Source organism: Methylobacterium brachythecii (genome assembly GCF_014196345.1).
Classification (GTDB): Bacteria; Pseudomonadota; Alphaproteobacteria; order Rhizobiales; family Beijerinckiaceae; genus Methylobacterium; species Methylobacterium brachythecii.
Genome location: NZ_JACIDN010000002.1, coordinates 298,224 through 322,402, shown reverse-complemented (window position 1 = coordinate 322,402; position 24,179 = coordinate 298,224). Strand labels below are relative to the sequence as shown.

The following is a 24,179-nucleotide window of genomic DNA, read 5'->3' as shown; positions in this document are numbered from 1 at the left end:
GCTGCGAGGCCGCACAGAACCATGTATCACGCCATCGTCTTCTTCCCCCTGATCGGCGCCATCATCGCCGGCCTGTTCGGCCGCTATATTGGCGCGCGGCTCAGCGAGTACGTGACGACGAGCTGTCTCGCCTTCGCCTGCCTGCTCGCCTGGGGCGCGTTCTTCCTGGTGACCGGCGACCATGGTCATGCCGAGCGTGTGCAGGTGGCGCAGTGGTTCTCGGCCGGTGATCTCACCGTCGACTGGGCCTTCAAGGTCGATACGCTGACCTGCGTGATGCTGGTCGTCGTCACCACCGTCTCGACGCTCGTGCACCTCTACTCCGTCGGCTACATGGAGGAGGATCCGCACCGGCCGCGCTTCTTCGCCTACCTGTCGCTGTTCACCTTCGCCATGCTGATGCTGGTGACGGCCGACAACCTCGTTCAGATGTTCTTCGGCTGGGAGGGCGTCGGTCTCGCCTCCTACCTGCTGATCGGCTTCTGGTACGAGAAGCCCTCGGCCAATGCCGCCGCGATGAAGGCCTTCATCGTCAACCGCGTCGGCGATTTCGGCTTCTCGCTCGGCATTTTCTTGGTCTTCGTGCTGACCGGCTCGGTCTCCTTCGATGCGATCTTCGCCAAGGCGCCGGAGCTGAAGGACGCGACCTTCCACTTCCTCGGCTATGACTGGAACGCCCTGACGCTGACCTGCCTGCTGCTGTTCATGGGCGCCATGGGCAAGTCGGCGCAGTTCCTGCTGCACACCTGGCTGCCGGACGCGATGGAAGGCCCGACCCCGGTCTCCGCGCTCATCCATGCCGCCACCATGGTGACGGCCGGTGTGTTCATGGTCGCCCGGCTCTCGCCGCTCTTCGAGCTGGCGCCCGTCGCCCTCTCGGTGGTGACGGTGATCGGCGGCATCACCGCCTTCTTCGCGGCGACCGTTGGCCTCGTTCAGAACGACATCAAGCGGGTCATCGCCTATTCGACCTGCTCGCAGCTCGGCTACATGTTCGTGGCGCTCGGCGTCGGCGCCTATTCGGCCGGCGTATTCCACCTCTTCACCCACGCCTTCTTCAAGGCGCTGCTGTTCCTCGGAGCCGGCTCGGTCATCCACGCGATGCACCACGAGCAGGACATGCGGCACATGGGGGCGCTGCGGAAATTCATCCCGTTCACCACGGCGATGATGACGATCGGCACCCTCGCGCTGATCGGCTTCCCCTTCACGGCCGGCTACTACTCGAAGGATGCGATCATCGAGGCGGCCTACATGTCCGACCGTCCGGGCCACGTGCTGGCGTTCCTCGCCACCGTGATCGCCGCGCTGATGACCTCGTTCTACTCCTGGCGCCTGTTCTTCCTGACCTTCGAGGGGCCGGCCCGCTGGGCCGCGCAGCACGGCGCGCACGGGCATGACGATCATGCTCACGCCGATGCCCATGGTCATGCCGCGGCCGATCACGCTGCCCATGACGACCACGGTCATGGCCACGATCACACGCCGCACGAGAGCCCGATCGTGATGACGCTGCCGCTGGCGATCCTTGCCTTCGGCGCGCTCTTCGCCGGCCTGATCTTCAAGGATCGTTTCATCGGCGAGGGCATGGACGCGTTCTGGGGCCATGCCCTGGCCCATTCCGAAAACCACATCATGCACAAGATCCACGAGGCGCCCGGCTGGGTCTCCGCCTCGCCGTTCATCATGCTGAGCTTGGGCTTCGTGCTGGCTTTCTGGATGTATATCCGCCAGCCGGAACTACCCGGTCAGTTGGCCAATCAACAGCCGACCTTGTACCAGTTCCTGCTCAATAAGTGGTACTTCGACGAGATCTACGACGCGATCTTCGTTCGTCCGGCCAAGAAGTTCGGTCTCTTCCTCTGGAAGGAGGGTGACGGCCGCATCATCGACGGGATGGGCCCCGACGGCATCTCGGCCCGCGTGGTCGACGTCACCCGCGGCGTCGTGCGTCTGCAGACCGGCTACGTCTACCACTACGCCTTCGTCATGCTGGTCGGCGTCGCCGGCCTCATCACCTGGTACATGCTGACCGGCGTTGCCGGGGGAGCCCATTGATGCTCGGCCTCGGGATCCTCTCCGGTCTCCTGATCGTCCCGCTCTGCGGCGCGGCCTTCATCCTCACCCTGGGTGAGGAGACCGAAGCCGTGAAGCGCAATGCCCGCTGGGCCGCGCTGATCACGACGATCGTCACCTTCCTGCTCTCGCTGGCTGCCTGGTCGCGCTACGACGTCGCGAGCCCGAGCTTCCAGCTGGTGGAAACGCATGGCTGGTTGGCAGAGACAATAAAATTCAAGCTCGGCGTCGACGGCTTCTCGATGCCGCTGATCCTGCTGACCACCTTCCTGATGCCGTTTTGCATCGGGGCCTCGTGGCGCTCGATCGACACCCGCGTGAAGGAATACTTCGTCGCCTTCCTCGTTCTCGAGACGACGATGATCGGCGTGTTCTGCGCCCTCGACCTGGTGCTGTTCTACCTGTTCTTCGAGGCAGGCTTGATCCCGATGTTCCTCATCATCGGCATCTGGGGCGGCAAGCGGCGCATCTACGCCAGCTTCAAGTTCTTCCTCTACACGTTGCTCGGCTCGGTGCTGATGCTGCTCGCCATCATGGCGATGTACTGGCACGCCGGCACCACCGACATCCCGACCCTGCTGACGCACCGCTTCCCGGTCCACATGCAGACCTGGCTGTGGCTCGCCTTCTTCGCCTCCTTCGCGGTGAAGATGCCGATGTGGCCGGTCCATACCTGGCTGCCCGACGCGCATGTCGAGGCACCGACGGCGGGCTCGGTGATCCTGGCCGGCATCCTGCTGAAGATGGGCGGATACGGCTTCATCCGGATCTCGCTCCCGATGCTGCCGGACGCTTCGGCCTATTTCGCGAACTTCGTGTTCGCGCTCTCGGTGATCGCGATCATCTTCACCTCGCTTACCGCGATGATGCAGACCGACATCAAGAAGCTGATCGCCTACTCGTCCGTGGCGCATATGGGCTTCGTGACGCTCGGCCTGTTCACGTTGAATGAGCAGGGCATCCAGGGCGCGCTGTTCCTGATGATCTCGCACGGCATCGTGTCGGGTGCGCTCTTCCTCTGTGTCGGCGTGGTCTACGACCGGATGCATACCCGCGAGATCGCGGCCTATGGCGGCCTCGTGAAGCGCATGCCGCTCTACGCGGCGGCGATGATGGTCTTCACCATGGCGAATGTCGGCCTGCCGGGTACGTCGGGCTTCGTCGGCGAGTTCCTGTCGATGATGGGCGCCTTCAAGGCCAACCCGATGGTCGCCTTCTTCTCGGTCTTCGGTATCATCCTCTCGGCCGGCTACGCGCTCTGGCTCTATGCCCGCGTGATCTACGGGAAGCTGGAGAAGCCCAACCTCCAGGGCATCCTGGATCTGGATCTGCGTGAAAAGATCATCATCGCGCCGCTGGTTGCGCTGACGATCTGGTACGGCGTGCATCCGGCCCCGATCCTCGACGCCTTCGCGCCGTCGACCGAGGCGCTGATGACGAGCATGAAGACATCCCTGTCCAACACGCAGGCCGCCGAGCGCGCGGCCGCGGGCAAGGCCGAGATCGCCGCGCGATGACCCATCTGCATTCCGTGATGCCGACGATCGGCCCGCTGCTGCCCGAGATCATGATGGCGGTCGGGGCGATGGCGCTCCTGATGTACGGCGCCTTCCGCGGCGAGCGCTCGGTCGAGGGCGTCAACGTCGGCGCGCTGATCCTGCTGATCCTGACCTTCTTCGTAGTCGTCTCCGGCCACGGCAAGATCACGACGCTGTCCGGCGCCTTCATCTCCGACAACTTCTCCCGGATCATGAAGGCGCTGATCCTGATCGGATCGGCCGCGACGATCCTGCTCTCGCGCGACTACTTTCAGCGGGAGCGCATCGACCGGTTCGAGTATCCGGTGCTGATTCTGCTCTGCACGACTGGCATGATGGTCATGGCTTCGGCCAACGACCTGATCTCGCTCTATCTCGGCCTCGAATTGCAGTCGCTCGCCGCCTACGTCATCGCTGCCTTCCACCGCGACGACGTGAAGTCCACGGAAGCGGGTCTGAAGTACTTCGTGCTCGGCGCGCTCTCCTCCGGCATGCTGCTCTACGGCGCTTCGCTGGTCTACGGCTTCACCGGCACCGTCTCCTTCCCGGGGATCGTCACCGCGCTGAACAGCGACTCGACCGGCCTGGGCATCGTGCTCGGCATCGTGTTCATCGCGGCCGGCGTCTGCTTCAAGCTCGCGGCCGTGCCGTTCCACATGTGGACGCCCGACGTCTACGAGGGCGCGCCGACACCGGTGACCGCCTTCTTCGCCTCCGCGCCGAAGATGGCCGCTATGGCGATGACGGTGCGCGTCTTCATCGGCGCCTTCCCGGACGTGACCGCGATCTGGCAGCAGATCATCATCTTCGTCTCGATCGCCTCGATGGCGCTGGGCTCCTTCGCCGCCATCGGCCAGAAGAACATCAAGCGCCTGCTCGCCTATTCCTCCATCGGCAATGTCGGCTACGCGCTGATCGGCCTCGCGGCCGGCACCGAGGAGGGCGTGCGCGGCGTCGTCGTCTACATGCTGATCTACCTGGCGATGACGCTGGGCGGCTTCGCCGTACTGCTGGCGATGCGCCGCAAGAACCAGATGTACGAGACCATCGACGACCTGTCGGGCCTCTCGCGCACCCATCCGTGGCTGGCCTTCTGCCTCGCCGCGATGATGTTCTCGCTGGCCGGTGTGCCGCCGCTCGCCGGATTCTTTGGGAAGTTCTACGTGTTCGCCGCCGCGATCAAGGCGGGGCTCGTGACGACCGCGGTCATCGGCGTGGTGACGAGCGTGGTGGGCGCCTTCTACTATCTGCGCGTCGTCAAGGTGATGTATTTCGACGAGCCGCGTGAGGCCTATGAGCCGATGCCGCCGGGCATCAGGATCGTGCTCGGCCTGTCGAGCGCCCTGGTGGTTCTGTTCTTCCTGGTGCCGGCGCCGCTGGTGGCCGCTGCGGGTGCGGCTGCGAAGTCGCTGTTCTGAACGGATGGGGTTCCGCCTGAGCCCCGAGGCACGTGAGGCGGGGCATCGGCTGCACGCTCACGACACCCTCGGCTCAACCAACACCGAGGCCCTGGCGCAGGCCCAGGCCGGCGAGGCCGGGCCGCTCTGGATCGCGGCGCATCGGCAGAGCGAGGGCAGGGGACGACGAGGGGCGGCCTGGGTCTCCCCCGAGGGCAATCTCGCCGCCAGCCTGCTCTGGCCAGTCGCCGGAATCGCTCCCGAGCAGGTCGCGACGCTCGGCTTCGTCGCTGGGCTGGCAATGGCGAACGCGCTGGACGACGTCGCGGCGTCGCATGCGAGTGAGGGCACCTTCCGCCTGAAATGGCCAAACGACGTGCTCGCCAACGGCGAAAAACTCGCCGGCATACTGCTGGAAGCTGCGGGCAAGCGTGCGGTGGTCGTTGGATTCGGCGTCAACGTGCTGGCGGCGCCGGACGGTTTGCCGTATGCGGCGACATCCCTTGCTTCGCTGGGTTTTGACGCGGATGCGGCCGATCTCTTGGCTGCGCTGTCACGTCGGTTTGTGGAAGCAGCCCGGATCTGGAACAAGGGGCACGGATTTTCGAGCGTCCGGCAGCGCTGGCTTCAGCGCGCGGCCGGGATCGGGGCGCCCGTGACGGTGCGCCTCCCCGACAGGACGCTTCATGGTCTTCACGACGGAATCGATGAGGGGGGGCGGCTCATTGTCCTCGCCCCGGACGGACAGACGCATACCGTGACGGCGGGTGAGGTGCACTTTGGAAGTGCCGCGACGGCGGCCTGATGTTGGACTGAAAACAATATGACTTCACGGCAAGACGAGCTCGTCTTCGTGCCGCTCGGCGGCGTGGGCGAGATCGGCATGAACGCGGCACTCTACGGGATCGGTCCCGAGAAGAGCCGCAAGTGGATCATGGTCGATCTGGGTATGGGCTTCGCCGGCGAGGAAGGCCTGCCGGGCATTGAACTGATGTTCCCGGACCTGACCTTCATCGAAGAGCGCAAGCAGGATCTGCTCGGCATCTTCATCACGCATGCGCACGAGGACCATATCGGTGCCGTGAGCGAGCTGTGGTCGCGGCTCAAGGCGCCGGTCTACGCGACGCGCTTCGCCAAGCAACTGCTCGAGACCCGTCGCCTCTCGGAGCCGGGCGCGCCGAAGGTGGTGCTCAAGCAGATCACGCCGGGCCAGCGCCTGACGATTGGACCGTTCGAGATCGAATACGTGCCGGTCTCTCACTCCATCCCCGAGTCGAACGCCGTCGCCATCCGCACCGAGCACGGCCTCGTGCTGCATACGGGCGACTGGAAGCTCGACGACACGCCGGTGGCCGGCGACATCACCTCGCCCGACAAGTTCCGCGCGCTCGGCGACGAGGGCATCCTGGCGCTCGTCTGCGATTCCACCAACGTCGTGCGCGAGGGCCGCAGCCCGAGCGAGGCAGAGGTCGCGGCGACGCTCAAGCGGCTGATCGAGGACGCGCCGCACCGTGTCGCGGTGACGACCTTCGCCTCGAACGTCGCCCGCATCCGCGCCGTGGCCGAAGCGGCGCAAGCCTGCGGACGCCAGGTGCTCGCAGTGGGCCGCGCCATGGACCGCGTCATCGACGTCGCCAAGGAGTGCGGCTACCTCGACGGGCTGCCGGAGATCCTGCCGGGCGATTCCTTCAGCCACCTGCCGCGCGAAAAGGTGGTCTGCCTGTTGACCGGCTCGCAGGGCGAGGCCCGCGCCGCCATGGCCCGCGTCTCCCGCGAGGACCATCCGGCCGTGTCGCTGACGGCCGGCGACCGCGTGATCTTCTCCTCCCGCGCCATCCCCGGCAACGAGCGCGACGTCGGTGCCATCATCAACGACCTGATCGAGATGGGAGTCGAGGTCATCACCGACCGCACCGAGCTCGTCCACGTCTCCGGCCACCCGCGTCGCGACGAGATGGTCTCGATGTATGCCTGGACCCGGCCCAAGGCCGCGATCCCGGTGCATGGCGAGGCGCTCCACCTCGACGAACATGCGCGCTTCGCCCGTGCCCAGGGCGTCGAGACGGTGGTGAAGGCCCGCAATGGTACCCTGATCCGCCTGGCGCCGGGCAAGCCCGAAGTGATCGAGCACGTTCGGGCCGGCCGGCTCTACAAGGACGCCAACGTCCTCATCGACTCGAAGGATCGTGCCATCCCCGAGCGGCGTAAGCTCGCCCAGGCCGGCGTTGTCTCCGTGGCCATCGCCATCGATGGCCGCGGCACCGTGCTCGGCACCCCTGCCGTCGACATCATGGGGCTGCCCAATCGCGGACGCGACGGCGAGACGCTGATCGACACGGTGGCCGAGACCGTCCAACGCACGCTGGCCGGCCTCTCGCCGGGCAAGCGCCGCGATTCCGAGGCGGTCGAGAACGCCGTCGACCGCTCGATCCGCTCCGCGCTCAACGACGTCTGGGGCAAGAAGCCCGCCTGCCACGTGCAGGTTGTGGAGGTCTGATCGACGACCTCCCGCCGTCATTGCGAGCGAAGCGAAGCAATCCAGAACGGACTCCGAGCGCTGAGGATTTGGCTCTGGATTGCTTCGCCTTCGGCTCGCAATGAAGGTACGAACGAGCCAAGGACCATTTCTACGGGAGCAACCACATGATCGGCCGGCTCAACCACGTGGCCATCGCGGTGCAGGATCTCGACGCGGCGACCGCGATCTACCGCGATACTCTCGGCGCCAAGGTCACCGAGCCGCTGCCGCAGCCGGATCACGGCGTCACCGTCGTCTTCGTCGAGCTGCCGAACTCGAAGGTCGAGCTGATGGCGCCGCTCGGCGAGAATTCGACCATCCAGGGTTTCGTCGACAAGAACCCGGCCGGCGGCATCCACCATGTCTGCTACGAGGTCGACGACATCATCGCCGCCCGTGACAAGATGAAGGCGCAGGGTGCCCGCGTGCTCGGCACCGGCGAGCCGCGGATCGGCGCGCACGGCAAGCCGGTGATCTTCCTGCACCCGAAAGACTTCCTCGGCACGCTGGTCGAGCTGGAGCAGGTCTGAGCCCGTGAAGGCGCTGTTCCTGTCGGTCGCCGCCTCGACGGTGAAGACGCTCATCGTCCTTGCCGTCCTCATCGCGGCCATCGCCACGGTGGCCGTGAAGGCCTTCGACCTGACGGTCTTTGGCTCCCTGGCTCTGTTCTTCGTGCTGTGGTGGACCTTTCTGTTCGCGGTGCTGCCGCTCGGCAACCAAGCGGAGCACGATCCGAGCCGGATCGTACCGGGCCAGGATCCGGGTGCCCCGGCTCGCCCGCGCCTGCGCGAAAAGGCGCTCATCACGACGGTCGCCGCCGCCTTCGCCTTCTTCATCGCCCTCAGCGTCTTCCCGCTCGCACGCCTCTAGAGGAGCTCGGGCCGGCCCAAACGAGGCTCAACTCAGGATCGGCCACCTCCATCGCGAACTGCTCGCGACGGCCATCGATCGGAACACGTCCGCCAGCCGGCGCTCGCTCAATCGTTGATTGACAGACGTGTCGCCGGCTTCGACACTTTGGGTGACGGCTGCGCCCCCCTGCGGGAGAATGCGGCCGCGCTCAGGGAGACGAACATGGCCGCGATGCCGGGTGCCGCGAGCACGCCTGCCGGGGACGAGTCCGAAGGCAGCGTCGGCCACCATTATCTGCTGCCCTGCATGCTGGCCCTGTTCTTCACCTGGGGCCTTGCCACCGTCCTCGTCGACATCGTCACGCCGAAGCTGAAGAGCCTGTTCGATCTCAGCTACACTCAGGCGACGCTGACGCAGTTCTGCTTCTTCTTCGCCTATGCGGTGATCTCGCTGCCGGCCGGCGTGCTGGTGGGGCGGATCGGCTACATGCGCGGCCTCGTGGTCGGGCTGCTCGTCATGGCCTGCGGCTGCCTGCTCTTCGCGCCGGCCGCCCGCATGGGGCTATTTCCGATCTTCCTGCTCGCGCTCTTCGTGATGGCCTCGGGGATCGCGATCCTCCAGGTCGCGGCGAACCCGCTCGTGACCAAGCTCGGCCCCGCCGCGCAGGCCCCGAGCCGGCTGACCCTGGCGCAGACTTTCAACTCGCTCGGCACCACGGTCGGGCCGGTGATCGGCGCCTGGGCGATCCTCTCGCACGTGCCTGAGGTGAAGGACCCCGCGAGCCTCTCCGCCGAGGCGTTGGCCGCCGCGCGCCAGGCCGAGGCAGCCGTGCTGCAGACGCCGTTCCTGGTGATCGCGGCCGGGCTCGGTGCCCTGGCGATCTTCTTCTGGATCGTGCGTTCCTGGGTGACGGAATCCAAGCGGTCCAGCGTCGAGCCGGAGACCCGCGGTCTCGGGCTCGACCTGCTCAAGCGCCCGAAGCTCGCCCTCGGGGCGCTCGCGATCTTCCTCTATGTCGGCGCCGAGGTTTCCATCGGCACGCTGATGGTGAGCTATCTCGAGCAGCCGCAGGTGCTGGGCGCAACGCCAGAGCATGCCGGCAAGCTGCTGAGCTTCTATTGGGGCGGCGCCCTCGTGGGCCGAGTCATCGGCAGCATCGTGCTGCGTTATGCCCGAGCCGGGCTGATCCTCGGCTGCTGCGCCGTCGCCGCCGGCACGTTCGCGACGGTCTCCGGCCTGTCGCACGGCACCCTCGCCGCGGTTACGTTGATCGCAGTCGGCCTCGCCAACTCGATCATGTTCCCGACGATCTTCGCCATGGCCATCGACGGCCTCGGCAAGCGCACGGCACAGGGCGCGGGCATCGTCTGTGTGGCGATCGTCGGAGGCGCGGTGGTGCCGGTGGTGACCGGCTTCCTGGCCGACCATATCGGGCTCGGCCTGGCTTTGTTCGCCCCGGTCGCCTGCTATCTCTGCATTGCCGGCTACGCCTTCGCCAACCTCCGCGCCGAGACGGCCGGCGAGCGTGGCGGAGAAAAAGCGCTGGCAGTCTGATCGGGAAGATGCCGGCCGTATGCGCCAAATAAAAAAGCAAGGCACTGAGCCTTGCTTTTGAGCAGTATAAAGTATTACAGCCTATATTTTCTCACGTTCTTCTAGCGACGTGGCGGCTGTTTGTTCCTCCCGAGACTCGGACCGTGCGCTGCCACAAGTAGGGCGGCGACCATCACGGCGGTGCTTATAGGAAGAACATTTCCATCTGTCACGGGGGGTAGAGCGTTATGCTGCGTTTTTTTGCTCAAACTGCGACAGTCTGCTCCGGCTCGATGAGGGCCGGCCCGCGGGATCGATCGCGTCCAAGCGGTTTCATTCGGGGGTCCGCCCCGTCCGAAACCGGAGAACGCTTGTCTTTTCAGGGTGCAATGTGTTGTGTGCGCTCGCGCGTATCGGGGTCCGCCCGGCGCCGCGCCCGCTCAGCATAGGCCTTCGATGCGTCTGACACGTTACTTCCTGCCGACGCTGCGCGAGACACCCAAGGAAGCCGAGATCGTCTCCCACAGGTTGATGCTGCGGGCCGGCCTGATCCGCCAGGAGGCTGCCGGGATCTATGCCTGGTTGCCGCTCGGCCTGCGCGTGCTGGAGCGCGTCTGCGCCATCATCCGCGAGGAACAGAACCGCTCCGGCGCCATCGAGATCCTGATGCCGACGATCCAGTCGGCCGATCTCTGGCGCGAATCCGGCCGCTACGAGGCGTATGGCAAGGAGATGCTGCGCATCAAGGACCGGCACGATCGCGAGATCCTGTACGGCCCCACGGCGGAAGAAGTCGTCACCGAGATCTTCCGGGCGAGCGCGCGCTCCTACAAGGACCTGCCCAAGAACCTCTACCAGCTTTCCTGGAAGTTCCGCGACGAGGTGCGTCCGCGTTTCGGCACCATGCGCTCGCGCGAATTCCTGATGAAGGACGCCTATTCCTTCGATCTCGATCAGGCCGGCGCCCGGCACGCCTACAACAAGATGTTCGTCGCCTACCTGCGCACCTTCGCCGCGATGGGCCTGCGCGCCATCCCGATGCGCGCCGATACCGGTCCAATCGGTGGCGATCTCAGCCACGAATTCATCATCCTCGCCCAGACCGGCGAGAGCGAGGTGTTCTGCGACCGCGCCTATCTCGATTTCGAGATCCCGGCGGTAAACGTCGATTTCGACGACATTGCCGGTCTGCAGGGCACGGTGGATTCCTGGACCTCGCATTACGCGGCCACCGACGAGATGCACGACGAGGCGGTCTTCGCCGAGGTGCCGGAGGAGGCGCGCATGTCGGCCCGCGGCATCGAGGTCGGGCACATCTTCTATTTCGGCACCAAGTATTCCGAGCCGATGAAGGCCGTCGTCACCGGCCCGGACGGCAAGGAGGTGCCCGTGCATATGGGCTCCTACGGCATCGGCCCGAGCCGGCTGGTGCCCGCGATCATCGAGGCCAGCCACGACGAGGCCGGCATCATCTGGCCGGATTCCGTCGCGCCCTTCGACGTCGCCCTGATCAACCTCAAGGTCGGCGATGCCGCGGTCGATGCCGCCTGCGCCGAGATCGAGAGCAATCTCCAGGGCGCCGGACTTAGCGTGCTCTACGACGACCGCGACGATCGCCCCGGAGCGAAGTTCGCCACCGCCGATCTGATTGGCCTGCCCTGGCAGGTGATCGTCGGGCCGAAGGGCCTCGCCGACGGCAAGGTCGAGCTTAAACGCCGCGCCAGCGGCGAGCGCGAGCTGATCGCACCGGTCGACCTGGTCTCGCGGCTTAAGCGGCTCTGACACTTTCTGCGACGGTGCCGGCCCCTTCCCGGGCGCACTGCAGCGGTCAGTCTGGTGGCCGATGGTCTGAGATTCAGAGCCGCTGCGCGGCACGTCCATCCTTGGGTCCCGGATCACCTTCCGCTTCGCTGCAGGTGTCCGGGAAGAAGGGTGTGTTTCGTGACTCAGATACGAGCGATTTGAGTACGCGCCTTAATCTTGCAGGGTTTTGCCTGTCCTGGATCGTGTCGCAGATCGTCGACGAGCGCGTGCGGACGGCCTTAGGAGTGCCGGTGTGAGGCGGATCATCACGTGGCGGGATTGACGATGGGAGGGGTGACAGGCCTCGCCGACCGGGCCAAGCGCTTCGCGGGCGGGTTGCGGTCCGGCGCCACGCTGCCGTTCTCCGGCTTCGAGTGGATGATCGCATTGCGCTACCTGCGCGCGCGCCGCCGCGGCGGCGGTGTCTCCGTCGTGGCCCTGTTCTCGGTGATCGGCATCGCGCTCGGCGTCGCCAACCTCATCATCGTGCTCTCGGTGATGAACGGTTTCCGCTCGGAGCTGCTCTCGAAGATCGTCGGGCTCAACGGCCACGTCTTCGTCACGCCGATCGATCGTGCGCTCACCGACTACGGCGACCTCGCCGACCGCTTGGAGAAGGTCGCCGGCGTGCGCTCCGCCATTCCGCTCGTTGAGGGGCAGGCCTTCGCCTCGTCGCCCTATGGCGGCAGCGGGGTGCTGGTACGCGGCGTGCGCGCAGTGGACCTCGATAAGATCGCCACCGTCTCGAAGAGCCTGAAGAGCGGCACGCTGCAAGGCTTCGACGACGGCACCGGCGTCGCCATCGGCGCACGCCTCGCCGACAGCCTCGGCCTGCAATCGGGCGATCAGATCACCCTCTCGACCCCGAAAGGCGCGACCACGCCGTTCGGTACGGCGCCGCGCCAGAAGACGTACACGGTGAAGGCGGTGTTCGAGATCGGCATGACCGAGTTTGACCAGACCTTCGTCTTCATGCCGCTGACCGAATCCCAAGCCTTCTTCAACCGCGAGGGCGACGTCAGCCATATCGAGATCTATCTCGACAACGCGGATTCCGTCGGGGAACTGCGTGGCGACTTGGAGATGGCGGCCGAGCGGCCTGTCCTGCTCACCGACTGGCGCCAACGCAACAAGACCTTCTTCGGCGCGCTCGAGGTCGAGCGGAACGTGATGTTCCTGATCCTCAACCTCATCGTCATCGTGGCGACGCTGAACATCGTCTCCGGCCTGATCCTCTTGGTGAAAGACAAGTCGAGCGACATTGCCATCCTGCGCACCATGGGCGCGACGCCCGGCACGATCATGCGGGTGTTCCTGCTGAACGGCGCGCTGATCGGCATCGTCGGTAGTCTGGCGGGGCTGGTGCTCGGCGTGGTCTTCACGCTGAACATCAAGCCAATCCAGCGCACGCTGTTTCCGAGCGCCTGGGACCCGACGGTGCGCTTCCTCGCCGAGATCCCGGCCGAGATGAACACCGGCGAGGTGACGACGATCGTGCTGACCTCGATCGCGCTGGCGTTGGCGGCGACCCTCTATCCTTCCTGGCGCGCCGCGCGGCTCGATCCGGTGCAGGCGCTGCGGTATGGCTGAACACGGACCAACGACGATGGCCACCGAAGGGGCAGCCGGCACGCAGCCGGTGCCAGCACTGTTCTTCGCGCGCGTCGAGCGCCGCTACACGCAGGCCAAGGGCGCGCTCGAGATTCTCCGGGGTGCCGACCTAGCGATCTGGCCTGGAGAGCTGGTCGCTCTCGTGGCGCCGTCGGGCACCGGCAAGTCGACGCTGCTACACGTTGCCGGGTTGCTCGAGCGGCCGGATGGCGGCGAAGTCTTCATCGGCGGCCGCCCGACCTCGGCGATGTCGGATGCGGAGCGCACGCGCATCCGGCGCGAGGAGATGGGCTTCGTCTACCAGTTCCACCACCTACTGCCCGAGTTCTCGGCGCAGGAGAACGTGGTGATGCCCCAGCTCATCCGCGGTCTCGGGCGCGGCGAGGCGCGGGCGCGCGCGGCCGAACTCCTCAGCTTCCTCGGCCTCGGCGAACGCATGACCCACCGTCCGGCTGAGCTCTCGGGCGGCGAGCAGCAACGCGTCGCCATCGCCCGCGCAGTGGCCAACGGACCGCGCCTGCTGCTGGCCGACGAGCCGACCGGAAACCTCGACCCGCATACTGCCGGTCACGTTTTTGGAATTCTGTTATCGCTGGTGCGGGCCTCGGGCCTCGCCGCGCTGATCGCGACCCACAACATGGATCTCGCCTCGCGCATGGACCGCCGGGTAACGATTCGGGACGGTCTGATCGAGCAGATGGACTGACGGCGGGCGCGCCCGGCCTCTTGTGCGCCTCAGCGAAAGAATCCGTCGGCTAACCGACGACCGGGGTCACTCCAGGCCGCCTTCGGCCTGTTCGCGCACGAAGGCCAGACACCGAGCGCGCGCGTCCTGATCCTCGATAGACAGGAACAGCGAGACGAGTTCGTGGGTCATCCGCGCGTCCTGCGAGAAGGCCATGTCGCCGTCATTCGCAGCGATCGGCCCGATGCTCAGGCCATCGCGTTCACCGCGCGCCCAGTCCGAGCGCACGATCCGATCGAGTGAGGTCTTGCCGTTCCCACCGGTCATTCGGAACTCCTACACAACGGGCGATCGCAATTGCCTGAAATTCAATCTTGTGCAACCGAAACGCTAGCGGCTACGCTGCCTATATCGTGAGCAGTCGGACGACCGTCCCCCGAAATGCGCGCGTGGAGAACGATCGCTACGCTTGCCACGGCCGGGGCCGTCGATCGTGTCTTCGCGAATGCTGGCGACCCTCCCGCACCATGTCGGGACGATCGCATGCGGCGCCGATACACGTCGGTTGGCGACACACTGCCGACTGCTTGCTAAGAATATCGGAGTTCGGGCTGATAAGGAATAAAATATTCCGCCGGTGAATTGGCGAATGCGCGAGGGTCTGCGCCCAAACGTCAGCGTTTCCGTGGTGCCTGTCGTGACTATTGGAGCCGGCGATTGCCCTCCGGCAGCGTCCGGTGCTGCAGTTCGCGCTGCAACTCGATGAGCAACATGTCGATCATGTTCTTGAGGATCGGCGTGCCGAGCGAGCCGATCGAGGTCCTCGCGGCCATCATCGCATCGATCAGGTGATTGACGATCTTGATGGCATCCTCGCCGCGAGGGCGTTCGGCGTCCCGCGTATCCGTGACGTCGACCGCCACGCCGAGGCATCGGAAGCCCCGACCCTGCGCGTCCTTCTCGACTTGTCCGCGGGCGGCCACCCACCGATAGGAACTGGTGCCGCCGATCATGCGGAATTCGGATTCGAAGCGCCCGGCAGTGGTGTGCGCGACCTTCACGGCCTTATGGACCCGCTCCCGGTCGCTGGGATGAACGCCTTCCAAGAAGGTGTTCAGGGAGATGCCTGCGCGCGCTGCCTCTTCGTTCACGCCGATCAGGGCGGTGAAGGCTCCGGACGGATAGACCGTGCTCGTTTCGAGATCGGTCTCCCACGTGCCGACGAAGCCGCATGCGTTGAGAGCGGATTCGAGAGCCTGATCGACCGCTCTCGCGGGTTTGAGGATGGTTGCCATGAGGGACGCTTTCTGTCGCTCGTGCGACGTACCGGACCGTAAGTCTGCAGGCGCCGCGACGCTATCTGTCGTTGCGGCCGTGGATCTGCCCGTATTCAAGCAGGACCATGTCGAGCAGCGTACGAAGCCGGAACGTGCAGCTGCCGGCGACCATCCGACGGGCCGAGCCCGGCAGAAAGCTGCACCGGATCGTCTGACGCCGAGGGAACCGCTCGCGCCGTTCCAGCCGCGACGGACGGCGCGCTCGTCAGATCAATCAGGAGCCCATAGCCACGAGCCATCACACCGTACTCATCCGGCTCGTACCGGCCTCGCACGTTCACATGCCGGATGACACCAGGGGCCGGCGCGGTGCGGATGACGAGATCGACCGTTCCCGCTACCTGCCGCGCCGGCGCGGTAGTCGTCCTGAAGAGCTCGCGGTCGTCCGGATGCACGGCCTGCATGACCCGTTCCAACCGGACGCCTCGCTTCGCTTCCTCCTGCGTGAGCCCGAGCAAGCCTGCATTCGTGACATCACAGGTGACGCGGTCATCCACGATGTCCCATTGCCAGGTGCCAACCCTGTGGGTCGCCAAGACGTCGGACTTCGCGATGGGCGGAGCGCTTCGGTTCTCGATATCGAACATGTGACGGCCGTTTCCCAAGCGTCCAGACCCAGCGGCATCGTTCGGCGAGACGTCGACCTCACACGGCTGGTTCATGGCATGGCTGCACGACGCAACCGAATGAGTTGGCAACTTTGAAGCCTGCCAGTATTTGGCGCTGGCCGTGAGATGATCAATGCGCAACGTCAGCAGCAGGCGATCGATTGATCGAACCAAAGACGGAAAGCGGCGCAAAAGAAACATAAGATTAACATTTGTTGAAATCGTAAGGTCAACGGGCGGCGGAGTCCAGTCTGCTGGCCACATCGCGGCGATGGCGCTTTTTCTTTGGCGATCGCGGGATTGGACATTGTCCGAGAACGTGTTTGCAAAGGCATTCCTGTATTCCGCGTGGGAGCGTCCAGGCGAAGACTGCCTTGTTGTTGAGCACCGCCGCGATGTCGGCGGATATCGGCATCCAAATCATCACCACTCACGGATCGATCGGCACCGCTGCCGTTAACCACAGCCTGACATCGCGTCGCCCACAGGCTTTACACAGAACAAAACAAGAACAAAGATTGCCCCATCAAACGGGAGCAGGCGCAGTCATGATCCGGAACACACTTCTCACCAGCCTGGTCGAGTTCACGGCGTTCGGCCTCTTCTCGGGAGCGATCGGTCTCTGGGCCGTAGCCTTGACCCCGATCCACTGACCGAAGGTTTCCAGCAGCCTCGACCGGCGATCCATCCACAGCGGAATGCGATCGCGCTCCCGGCCGAGACCTGATGCGGGCGAGGCACGCGCGGTGGATATCGCCGCCGTCATGCGCGCCAGCCTCGACCCGGGCCGGAGACTCGCCGATGGTGTCGGGCCGCAACGAAGGCATCTCATGGCGCGCGTGTTGAAGGAGGTCGGCTTCGTCCACCTCCATGTCCATTCCTCCTATTCCCTCCTCGAAGGTGCCCTGAAGGTCGGAGATCTGGTGATGGCGGCGGTGGCCGACCGGCAGCCGGCCCTCGCGCTCACCGACACCAACAATCTGTTCGGCGCGCTCGAATTCTCGGAGAAGGCCGCCGGATCGGGGCTGCAGCCGATCGCGGGGATGCAGCTCACGGTCTGCTTCGAAGAGCCGGACCCGAAGGTGCGCGGCTCGACCGCCGGCATGGGCAACGTCGTCCTGCTCGCGCAGGACGCGACCGGCTATGGCAACCTGCTGCGACTGGCGAGCCGCGCTTATTTCGATGTGCCGCTCGGCGAGCCGCCGCGCGTCATGGCCGAGGCCCTGCGCGAGTCCGGCGCCGGATTGATTGCATTGACCGGCGGCGGCACTGGCCCGCTCGACTCCGCCCTGCGCCTCGGTAAGTCGGATCTCGCCCTGCGCCGGCTCGGCCTGCTCAAGGAGGCCTTCGGCGAGGACAATCTCTATGTAGAGCTACAGCGTCACGGCCTCGGCGACGAGCGCGCCATCGAGCGCGAGCTGATCGGGCTGGCCGACCGGCACGGCCTCGGATTGGTCGCGGCCAACGAGCCGTTCTTCTCGAAATCCGGCGATTTCGACGCACACGATGCGCTGCTCGCCATCGCCGAGGGGCGTCTGGTCTCGGACGAGCGCCGCCGCCGGTTGACGCCGAAACACGCCTTCCTGTCGCGCGAGGACATGAAGGCGCTGTTTGCGGACTTGCCCGATGCGCTCACGGCGACCGTCGAGATCGCCATGCGCTGCGCCGTCCGGGTGCGGACGCAGAAGCCGATCCTACCCAACTTCTCCCGCGTCGCGGCCGGCGAGACGGCGCCGATGGCGGATGTGCTGGCAGACGCCACGAACGGCGCTCCCCAAGAGATCGCCGCCGACGAGCCGACCGAGCTGCGCCGGCAGGCCGAGGCCGGGCTCGAACTGCGACTGAAGCAGCACGGCACCGCGCCCGATTCCTCCGAGGACGACTACCGCACGCGCCTTGCCTTCGAGCTCGACGTCATCACCCGGATGAAGTTTCCGGGCTACTTCCTGATCGTCTCCGACTTCATCAAGTGGGCCAAGGACCACGACATCCCGGTCGGGCCGGGCCGCGGCTCGGGCGCCGGCTCGGTCGTGGCCTGGTCGCTGCTCATCACCGATCTCGACCCGCTGCGGTTTGGCCTGCTCTTCGAGCGCTTCCTCAACCCCGAGCGCGTCTCGATGCCGGACTTCGACATCGATTTCTGCGTCGACGGCCGCGAGCGCGTGATCAACTACGTGCAGGAGCGCTACGGCGAGGCCCAGGTCGCGCAGATCATCACCTTCGGTACCCTCCAGGCGCGCGGCGTGCTGCGCGACGTCGGCCGCGTGCTGGAGATGCCCTACGGCCAGGTCGACAAGCTCACGAAGCTCGTCCCGCAGAACCCGGCCAACCCGGTGACGCTGACCCAGGCGATCGAGGGCGAGCCGAAGCTGCAGCAGGCGATCGAGGAGGAGCCGATCGTCGGCCGCCTCATGGAGATCTCGAAGAAGCTCGAGGGCCTGCACCGTCACGCCTCGACCCACGCCGCCGGCGTGGTGATCGGCGACCGGCCGCTGGAGCAGCTCGTCCCGCTCTATCGAGACCCGAAGACCGGCATGCGGGTCACCCAGTTCAACATGAAATGGGTCGAGGCCGCCGGCCTCGTGAAGTTCGACTTTTTGGGCCTGAAGACCCTGACGATGCTGCGCTGCTGCACCGATCTGCTCAAGCAGCGCGACATCCATATCGACCTCGCCTCCCTGCCGCTCGACGATCCCGGCACCTACGTGCCGATGGGCCGGGGCGAGACGGTCGGCGTGTTCCAGGTGGAATCCGCCGGCATGCGCAAGGCGCTGGTCGAGATGCAGGCCGACCGGTTCGAGGACATCATCGCCCTCGTCGCCCTCTACCGGCCGGGCCCGATGGCCAATATCCCGGTCTATTGCGAGCGCAAGCTCGGGCGCGATGCCGGCAACGAGAAGGCCTGGTACCCACACGAAAAGATCGCACCGGTGCTGAAGGAGACCTTCGGCATCATCGTCTACCAAGAGCAGGTGATGGAGATCGCCAAGGTGCTCGCCGGCTATTCGCTCGGCGAGGCCGACATGCTCCGCCGCGCCATGGGCAAGAAGATTCGCGCGGAGATGGACGCCCAGCGCGAGCGTTTCGTGAAGGGCTGCATCGAGCGCGAGCTGACCAAGGCCAAGGCCAACGAGATCTTCGACCTCTTGGCCAAGTTCGCCGATTACGGCTTCAACAAGAGCCACGCGGCGGCCTACGCGCTGCTGACCTACCAGACCGGCTACCTCAAGGCGAACCACCCGGTCGAGTTCCTCGCCGCGGCGATGAACCTCGACATGGACGTCACCGATAAGCTCGCCGAGTTCCGGCAGGACGCGCAGCGGCTCAAGATCACCGTGGTGCCGCCTTCGATCAATGAGTCCGGCGTGACCTTCGAGGTACGCGAGGGCCGGATCTATTACGCGCTCGCCGCGATCAAGGGCGTCGGCCGCGCGGCCGTGGAATCCCTGGTCGAGGCGCGGGGCGACACGCCGTTCAAGGATCTCGCCTGCCTCGCCCGGCGCATGAATCCGCGCCACGTCAACAAGCGCACCCTGGAGGCGCTGATCGCCGCCGGCGCGCTCGACTGCATCGAGCCGGACCGCTCCCATGCCTGGGCCGCCGTCGAGCCGATGATGAAGATGGCGCAGGGCGCCGCCGAGGCCGAGAGCACCGGCATCGAGGACATGTTCGGCGGCGTCGCGGCGACCGGCGTGGAGCTGCGCATCCCGAGCCACGAACTCTGGCCGATGTCGGACACGCTCAAGCGCGAATACGACGCGATCGGCTTCTTCCTCTCGGGCCACCCGCTCGACGAGTATAGCGACCTCCTCCAGAAGCTGCGCGTCCAGAGCTGGTCGGACTTCTGCGCTTCGGTGCGCGCCAATGGCGGCGGCTTCGGCAAGGTCGCCGCCTCGGTGCTCGACCGCGCCGAGCGCCGCACCAAGAGCGGCAACAAGATGGGCATCGTCACGCTCTCGGACCGCACCGGCCATTTCGAGGCGATCATCTTCCAGGAGGGGCTGATCCAGTACCGGGACATCCTGGAGCCCGGAAAACCGCTGGTGCTGACGCTCCAGGCCAACCTCGAAGGCGAGGACGTCCGCGCCCGCATCACCACCGCCGAGCCCCTCGATGCGGCGGTCTCCAAGCACCAGAAGGGCATGCGCATCTTTTTACGCGACGACCGTGCCTTGCACTCGGTGAAACAGCGGCTGTCGCTGCGCGGCGAGGGCGAGGTCTCGCTGATCCTCATCCTCGACAACGGCGAGCGCGAGGTCGAGGTGAAGCTGGAGGGGAAGTATCAGGCCGGGCCGCAGGTGGCTGGGGCGCTCAGGGCAGTGCCGGGGGTGGTGCAGGTGGAGGTGAGTTAGGGCCGATGCCCGCGTCTCTTCACACCACCACCGTCATTCCGGGGCCGCGCAGCGGAAACCGGAATCCACGACTGGCCTCGGCGACTGGCCGCGGCGTCTCATCACGGGTGGGTTCCGGGTTCTCGCTTCGCGAGCCCCGGAATGACGGGGGTGGCTACAAAAACCGCCACCCGCGCTGCAACACCTCGATCTTGTAGCCGTCCGGGTCCTCGATGAAGAAGAACCGGGCCTTGCCGCCGCTGGAATGGGCGAGTTCCTTGATGTCCTTCGGCGCCAGGCCAGCGGCCTTGATCCGCTCATGCGTGGCGTCGAGGTCGGCGACCGAGAAGGCGATGTGGCCGTAGCCGTTGCCGAGGTCGTAGGCCTCGCTCTGGCTCTTGTTGACCGTCAGCTCCAGCTCGAAGCCGGAGGCCGCGTTCGACAGGTAGATCAGGGTGAAGGTTTCGAAGTCGAGCCGGTCGGCGATCTCGAGCCCGAAGGCCTTGCGGTAGAAATCGAGCGAGCGCGCCTCGTCGCGGATGCGGATCATGGAATGGATCAGCTTCGGCGTGTCGGTCATGCGCGTGTCCGGGTTTTTGTGGTGGCGTGAGCGCGGAAGTAGGGCCGTGGCCGGCAGCTGGGTAGGGGAGCCCGTCTCCGTGACCCCACCCGCACCCTCATCCTGAGGTGCGCAGCGGAGCGAAGCCTCGAAGGAGGGCTCCAGGGATCGCGCGGCTGGCTGGAGGGCTCCTTCGAGGCTTCGCTTCGCTGCGCACCTCAGGATGAGGGGATTGGGTGGGAGGTGTCTGGGTGGCGGACAGACAGGCGGTCCCGCGCGCTCAATCCCCCCGGCGGCCCAGGAGCTCCGGCCGGTATTCGAAGTGCATCGTATCGTAGTGGTACCACTTGCCGCCCCAGACGAAGCCGTGGTCCTCGAAGATCTTCACGATCTCGAACGGGATGCGGTTCACGTAGGGAATGGTGCCCCCGCCGGCCTTCGCCCAAAGCCAGTAATTCGTGAAGCCGGTATTGATGTCGATTGCGGCGGCGTAGGCGTGCATGCTGCGCCGCTCGGTCCCGGCGATCAGGCGGCAATTGAAGGTGCCTGCGGCGGGCACGAGGTATTTCTTGAAGCTTTCCGGCAGCTTCGCCAGATCGCGGCCGACTGCTTCGAGCCGGTCAGCGACGCCGTTGACGGTGGTGATCTTGAGGGTGCCGCCGCCCCATTGCGGCAGCCACTTGATCTCGCGCAGATGCGCGGTGACGCCGCCCTTGCGGCAATCGCCATACATCTTCGAGAAGAACGGCTCGTAGCGGACCCGGCCCGGATCCTCGTTGAGCGCGGGAGCGCCGCTCGGCGGGCCGGGCCGATAGGGCATCAGCAGCATGTCGTCGATATCGGCATGGTCGAGGAGCGTGTCGAAATCCTTGGTGCTGCGCCCATCCGAGATCGGCATGCGCGTGCCGTCGCGCCAGACGAGGTCGTTGCCCTCGATGCGGCTGAGATGATCGGGATAGGCGCGTAGCAGGGCCTCGGCGGAGGGTGAGGGTTCGGGAGCGGCGAGGGCCCGCTCGGAGGCGAGCGTGATCGCGCAGAGGAGGGTGATCGCCTGGCCGAGGCGGAGGTGATGTCGGGTCGTGATCATTTCACCTGCTCCGGCTCGCCTGTCATCGACACGCGCGCATTACGCAGCGCTTCTCGCCTCTCAGGCAATGGACGTCACCGCCTTGATCCTTGCCCCCTATCAAACCCCTCATCCTGAGGTGCGCAGCGCAGCGGAGCCTCGAAGGAGGGCTCCAGATACCACTGCGATCCCTGGGGCCCTCTTTCAGGCTCCGCTGCGCTTCGCACCTCAGGATGAGGTGATTAGGTGGGAGAAGGAGCGGGGGAGTGGCCGCGTGTCGGCGCCGTGCGATCGTCCCTGGCTCCGGGCGCTCACGTCGCCTTGGAGTCGAGTTCCGTGAACGGCTCGGTCCGGTGTCCTTCGCAGACTTCGTCTTCGTCCCGGAGGACCGTCAGGACGCCGCCCGCGTCGCGGATCACCGCCTTCGGTCGCTCGGCCTTGTCGAGGCTGCGGCCCTTCATGTGGCTGGTCACGCAATAGAGGCTGCGACCACCATCCTCGAACGGGCCGGCGATGCGGCTCTTCTCGAAGCGGACCGGGATCAGCGAGATCGCACCGAAATCGATCTGTCGCAGGGCGAGGGCCGCGATGCGTTCGCGCATGGTGCCGGCAGCAGCGGCAGGCGCCGTAGCCTCCTTCATGCAGCCGCCGGCCGGCAGCAACACGGTGGCGAGGCACGCAGCTAACACGATCCGCGCGGATGACCGGTTGGTGCCCATCGTGACGCTCGCCTCCGAGAACGAAGCGTAGCCATGCTCGTTCAGGGTGATGAGTGCGGGCTGGACACAACCGATGCGGCCCAATGGGCCTGTCCACAGGTTCGACAATGCGCCCTCGCCGTCAGTCCGGGTTCTCGCCTCTGGCGAGCCCCGGACTGACGCGTTGGGGTCCGCAGCCTCAGCCGCGCTGGCCGATATTCACGTAGTCGCGCTGGGCCGGGCCGACATAGAGCTGGCGGGGGCGGCCGATCTTCTGGGCGGGGTCCTGGATCATCTCTGCCCACTGGGCGATCCAGCCGGTGGTGCGGGCGAGAGCGAACAGCACCGTGAACATCGAGGTTGGGAAGCCGAGCGCCTTCAGGGTGATGCCCGAGTAGAAGTCGATGTTCGGATAGAGCTTCTTCTCGATGAAGTACTCGTCCTCGAGCGCGATCTTCTCGAGCTGGATGGCGACCTCGAGCAGGTCGTCCTTGATGTTCAGCTCCTTCAGCACCTCATGCGTGGTCTTCTGCATGATGCGTGCGCGAGGATCGTAGTTCTTGTAGACGCGGTGGCCGAAGCCCATCAGGCGGAAGGGGTCGTTCTTGTCCTTCGCCTTGGCGACGTATTTCGCGACGTTGTCCGGCGTGCCGATCTCCATCAGCATCTTCAGCGCCGCCTCGTTGGCGCCGCCATGGGCCGGGCCCCACAGGCAGGCGATGCCCGCCGCGATACAGGCGAAGGGGTTGGCGCCCGAGGAGCCGGCCAGACGCACCGTCGAGGTCGAGGCGTTCTGCTCGTGGTCGGCGTGCAGGATGAAGATCTTGTCCAGCGCACGAGCGTAGGTCGGGTTGACCTGGAACTCCTCGCACGGCACCGCGAAGCACATTCGCAGGAAGTTCGACGTGTAGTCGAGGTCGTTCTTCGGATACACGAAGGGCTGGCCGATCGAGTACTTGTAGGCCATCGCGGCCAGCGTCGGCATCTTCGCGATCATGCGAAGTGACGCGATCATGCGCTGGTTCTCGTCCGAGATGTCGGTCGAGTCGTGATAGAAGGCCGAGAGCGCGCCGACGCAGGCAACCATGATCGCCATCGGGTGCGCGTCGCGGCGGAAGCCCTGGAAGAAGCGATTCATCTGGTCGTGCACCATGGTGTGGCGCGTGACCCGGTAGTCGAAATCGGCCTTCTGGGCCGGGGTCGGCAACTCGCCGAACAGCATCAGATAGGCGGTCTCGAGGAAGTCGCCCTGCTCGGCGAGCTGCTCGATCGGATAGCCGCGATACAGAAGGACTCCTTCGTCACCGTCGATATAGGTGATCGCCGACTCGCAGGAGGCGGTCGAGGTAAATCCGGGATCGAAGGTAAAGGCACCGGTCTGGCCGTAGAGCTTGCCGATATCGACGACGCTCGGCCCGATCGTGCCGGTTTTGACGGGGAGTTCGACGTTCTTGCCGTCGACGGTGATGGAGCTGGCGGAAACGCTCATGGACGCGCGGACCCTTTCTCGCGACGGGCAGCACCGGTCCGGAGGCCGACGGTGCGACGGTTCCAGACAGAAGCGGAA

General features: G+C 65.7%; 19 protein-coding genes. 12 read left to right on the top strand and 7 right to left on the bottom strand.

What is annotated here, in order from left to right:
- Window positions 1–21 precede the first annotated feature (21 nt).
- The 11 genes from nuoL to GGR33_RS05470 all read left to right on the top strand — a co-directional run bounded on the left by nuoL (window position 22) and on the right by GGR33_RS05470 (window position 14,034).
- Window positions 22–2,058: an NADH-quinone oxidoreductase subunit L gene (gene nuoL / locus GGR33_RS05520; RefSeq protein ID WP_183502726.1), complete on the top strand. Its 2,037-nt coding sequence runs from the start codon at window positions 22–24 to the stop codon at window positions 2,056–2,058.
- Window positions 2,058–3,593, top strand: a complete 1,536-nt coding sequence (locus GGR33_RS05515) for an NADH-quinone oxidoreductase subunit M (protein WP_183502724.1) — start codon at window positions 2,058–2,060, stop codon at window positions 3,591–3,593. Before nuoL ends, GGR33_RS05515 begins: the two co-directional genes overlap by 1 nt.
- Window positions 3,590–5,032 (top strand): NADH-quinone oxidoreductase subunit NuoN, encoded by a 1,443-nt coding sequence (gene nuoN / locus GGR33_RS05510; RefSeq protein ID WP_183502722.1) that lies wholly within the window; start codon window positions 3,590–3,592, stop codon window positions 5,030–5,032. The genes GGR33_RS05515 and nuoN overlap by 4 nt, the downstream gene beginning before the upstream one ends.
- A gap of 4 nt (window positions 5,033–5,036) precedes the next feature.
- A complete protein-coding gene (locus GGR33_RS05505; protein WP_183502720.1) occupies window positions 5,037–5,816 on the top strand; it encodes a biotin--[acetyl-CoA-carboxylase] ligase in 780 nt (259 codons plus the stop codon).
- Between the two features lie 18 nt (window positions 5,817–5,834).
- Window positions 5,835–7,508: a ribonuclease J gene (locus GGR33_RS05500; protein WP_183502718.1), complete on the top strand. Its 1,674-nt coding sequence runs from the start codon at window positions 5,835–5,837 to the stop codon at window positions 7,506–7,508.
- A 146-nt stretch (window positions 7,509–7,654) separates the two neighbouring features.
- Window positions 7,655–8,059 (top strand): methylmalonyl-CoA epimerase, encoded by a 405-nt coding sequence (gene mce, locus GGR33_RS05495; RefSeq protein WP_183502716.1) that lies wholly within the window; start codon window positions 7,655–7,657, stop codon window positions 8,057–8,059.
- Between the two features lie 4 nt (window positions 8,060–8,063).
- A complete protein-coding gene (locus GGR33_RS05490) occupies window positions 8,064–8,399 on the top strand; it encodes a DUF1467 family protein (protein ID WP_425488745.1) in 336 nt (111 codons plus the stop codon).
- 204 nt (window positions 8,400–8,603) lie between these two features.
- Complete coding sequence (locus GGR33_RS05485; RefSeq protein WP_183502714.1) at window positions 8,604–9,935, top strand: sugar MFS transporter; 1,332 nt, start codon at window positions 8,604–8,606, stop codon at window positions 9,933–9,935.
- Between the two features lie 435 nt (window positions 9,936–10,370).
- Window positions 10,371–11,696 (top strand): proline--tRNA ligase, encoded by a 1,326-nt coding sequence (gene proS / locus GGR33_RS05480; RefSeq protein ID WP_183502712.1) that lies wholly within the window; start codon window positions 10,371–10,373, stop codon window positions 11,694–11,696.
- A gap of 306 nt (window positions 11,697–12,002) precedes the next feature.
- Window positions 12,003–13,307 carry a lipoprotein-releasing ABC transporter permease subunit gene (locus tag GGR33_RS05475; protein WP_183502710.1) on the top strand — a complete coding sequence of 435 codons (1,305 nt, stop codon included), beginning with the start codon at window positions 12,003–12,005 and terminating at the stop codon, window positions 13,305–13,307.
- A 16-nt stretch (window positions 13,308–13,323) separates the two neighbouring features.
- A complete protein-coding gene (locus GGR33_RS05470) occupies window positions 13,324–14,034 on the top strand; it encodes an ABC transporter ATP-binding protein (protein WP_183502708.1) in 711 nt (236 codons plus the stop codon).
- Between the two features lie 66 nt (window positions 14,035–14,100).
- Here the strand turns inward: GGR33_RS05470 and GGR33_RS05465 are convergent, their stop codons facing one another.
- The 3 genes from GGR33_RS05465 to GGR33_RS05455 all read right to left on the bottom strand — a co-directional run bounded on the left by GGR33_RS05465 (window position 14,101) and on the right by GGR33_RS05455 (window position 16,159).
- Window positions 14,101–14,340, bottom strand: coding sequence for a hypothetical protein (locus GGR33_RS05465; RefSeq protein ID WP_183502706.1), 240 nt, complete (start codon window positions 14,338–14,340; stop codon window positions 14,101–14,103).
- Window positions 14,341–14,714: 374 nt separating this feature from the next.
- Window positions 14,715–15,308, bottom strand: coding sequence for a PAS domain-containing protein (locus GGR33_RS05460; RefSeq protein WP_183502704.1), 594 nt, complete (start codon window positions 15,306–15,308; stop codon window positions 14,715–14,717).
- Between the two features lie 95 nt (window positions 15,309–15,403).
- Window positions 15,404–16,159, bottom strand: coding sequence for a hypothetical protein (locus GGR33_RS05455; protein WP_183502702.1), 756 nt, complete (start codon window positions 16,157–16,159; stop codon window positions 15,404–15,406).
- Between the two features lie 629 nt (window positions 16,160–16,788).
- On the opposite strand from GGR33_RS05455, the gene dnaE reads away from it, so the two are divergent.
- Window positions 16,789–20,310, top strand: coding sequence for a DNA polymerase III subunit alpha (gene dnaE / locus GGR33_RS05450; RefSeq protein ID WP_183503541.1), 3,522 nt, complete (start codon window positions 16,789–16,791; stop codon window positions 20,308–20,310).
- Between the two features lie 154 nt (window positions 20,311–20,464).
- Here dnaE and GGR33_RS05445 read toward each other — a convergent pair whose 3' ends face one another.
- The 4 genes from GGR33_RS05445 to GGR33_RS05430 all read right to left on the bottom strand — a co-directional run bounded on the left by GGR33_RS05445 (window position 20,465) and on the right by GGR33_RS05430 (window position 24,101).
- Window positions 20,465–20,869 carry a VOC family protein gene (locus GGR33_RS05445; RefSeq protein WP_183502700.1) on the bottom strand — a complete coding sequence of 135 codons (405 nt, stop codon included), beginning with the start codon at window positions 20,867–20,869 and terminating at the stop codon, window positions 20,465–20,467.
- A gap of 259 nt (window positions 20,870–21,128) precedes the next feature.
- Window positions 21,129–21,935: a M15 family metallopeptidase gene (locus tag GGR33_RS05440; RefSeq protein WP_183502698.1), complete on the bottom strand. Its 807-nt coding sequence runs from the start codon at window positions 21,933–21,935 to the stop codon at window positions 21,129–21,131.
- 290 nt (window positions 21,936–22,225) lie between these two features.
- On the bottom strand, window positions 22,226–22,717 hold the full coding sequence (locus GGR33_RS05435) for a hypothetical protein (protein WP_306484219.1): 492 nt from the start codon (window positions 22,715–22,717) through the stop codon (window positions 22,226–22,228).
- A 94-nt stretch (window positions 22,718–22,811) separates the two neighbouring features.
- The gene (locus GGR33_RS05430; protein WP_183502696.1) at window positions 22,812–24,101 is read right to left on the bottom strand and encodes a citrate synthase; all 1,290 of its coding nucleotides are present in this window, start codon (window positions 24,099–24,101) and stop codon (window positions 22,812–22,814) included.
- Window positions 24,102–24,179 lie beyond the last annotated feature (78 nt).

Coding starts and splice junctions, on each gene's coding strand:
- nuoL (WP_183502726.1), top strand. CDS start 22: ATGTATCACGCCATCGTCTTCTTCCCCCTGATCGGCGCCATCATCGCC.
- GGR33_RS05515 (WP_183502724.1), top strand. CDS start 2,058: ATGCTCGGCCTCGGGATCCTCTCCGGTCTCCTGATCGTCCCGCTCTGC.
- nuoN (WP_183502722.1), top strand. CDS start 3,590: ATGACCCATCTGCATTCCGTGATGCCGACGATCGGCCCGCTGCTGCCC.
- GGR33_RS05505 (WP_183502720.1), top strand. CDS start 5,037: ATGGGGTTCCGCCTGAGCCCCGAGGCACGTGAGGCGGGGCATCGGCTG.
- GGR33_RS05500 (WP_183502718.1), top strand. CDS start 5,835: ATGACTTCACGGCAAGACGAGCTCGTCTTCGTGCCGCTCGGCGGCGTG.
- mce (WP_183502716.1), top strand. CDS start 7,655: ATGATCGGCCGGCTCAACCACGTGGCCATCGCGGTGCAGGATCTCGAC.
- GGR33_RS05485 (WP_183502714.1), top strand. CDS start 8,604: ATGGCCGCGATGCCGGGTGCCGCGAGCACGCCTGCCGGGGACGAGTCC.
- proS (WP_183502712.1), top strand. CDS start 10,371: ATGCGTCTGACACGTTACTTCCTGCCGACGCTGCGCGAGACACCCAAG.
- GGR33_RS05475 (WP_183502710.1), top strand. CDS start 12,003: ATGGGAGGGGTGACAGGCCTCGCCGACCGGGCCAAGCGCTTCGCGGGC.
- GGR33_RS05470 (WP_183502708.1), top strand. CDS start 13,324: ATGGCCACCGAAGGGGCAGCCGGCACGCAGCCGGTGCCAGCACTGTTC.
- GGR33_RS05465 (WP_183502706.1), bottom strand. CDS start 14,340: ATGACCGGTGGGAACGGCAAGACCTCACTCGATCGGATCGTGCGCTCG.
- GGR33_RS05460 (WP_183502704.1), bottom strand. CDS start 15,308: ATGGCAACCATCCTCAAACCCGCGAGAGCGGTCGATCAGGCTCTCGAA.
- GGR33_RS05455 (WP_183502702.1), bottom strand. CDS start 16,159: ATGTTTCTTTTGCGCCGCTTTCCGTCTTTGGTTCGATCAATCGATCGC.
- dnaE (WP_183503541.1), top strand. CDS start 16,789: ATGGCGCGCGTGTTGAAGGAGGTCGGCTTCGTCCACCTCCATGTCCAT.
- GGR33_RS05445 (WP_183502700.1), bottom strand. CDS start 20,869: ATGACCGACACGCCGAAGCTGATCCATTCCATGATCCGCATCCGCGAC.
- GGR33_RS05440 (WP_183502698.1), bottom strand. CDS start 21,935: ATGATCACGACCCGACATCACCTCCGCCTCGGCCAGGCGATCACCCTC.
- GGR33_RS05430 (WP_183502696.1), bottom strand. CDS start 24,101: ATGAGCGTTTCCGCCAGCTCCATCACCGTCGACGGCAAGAACGTCGAA.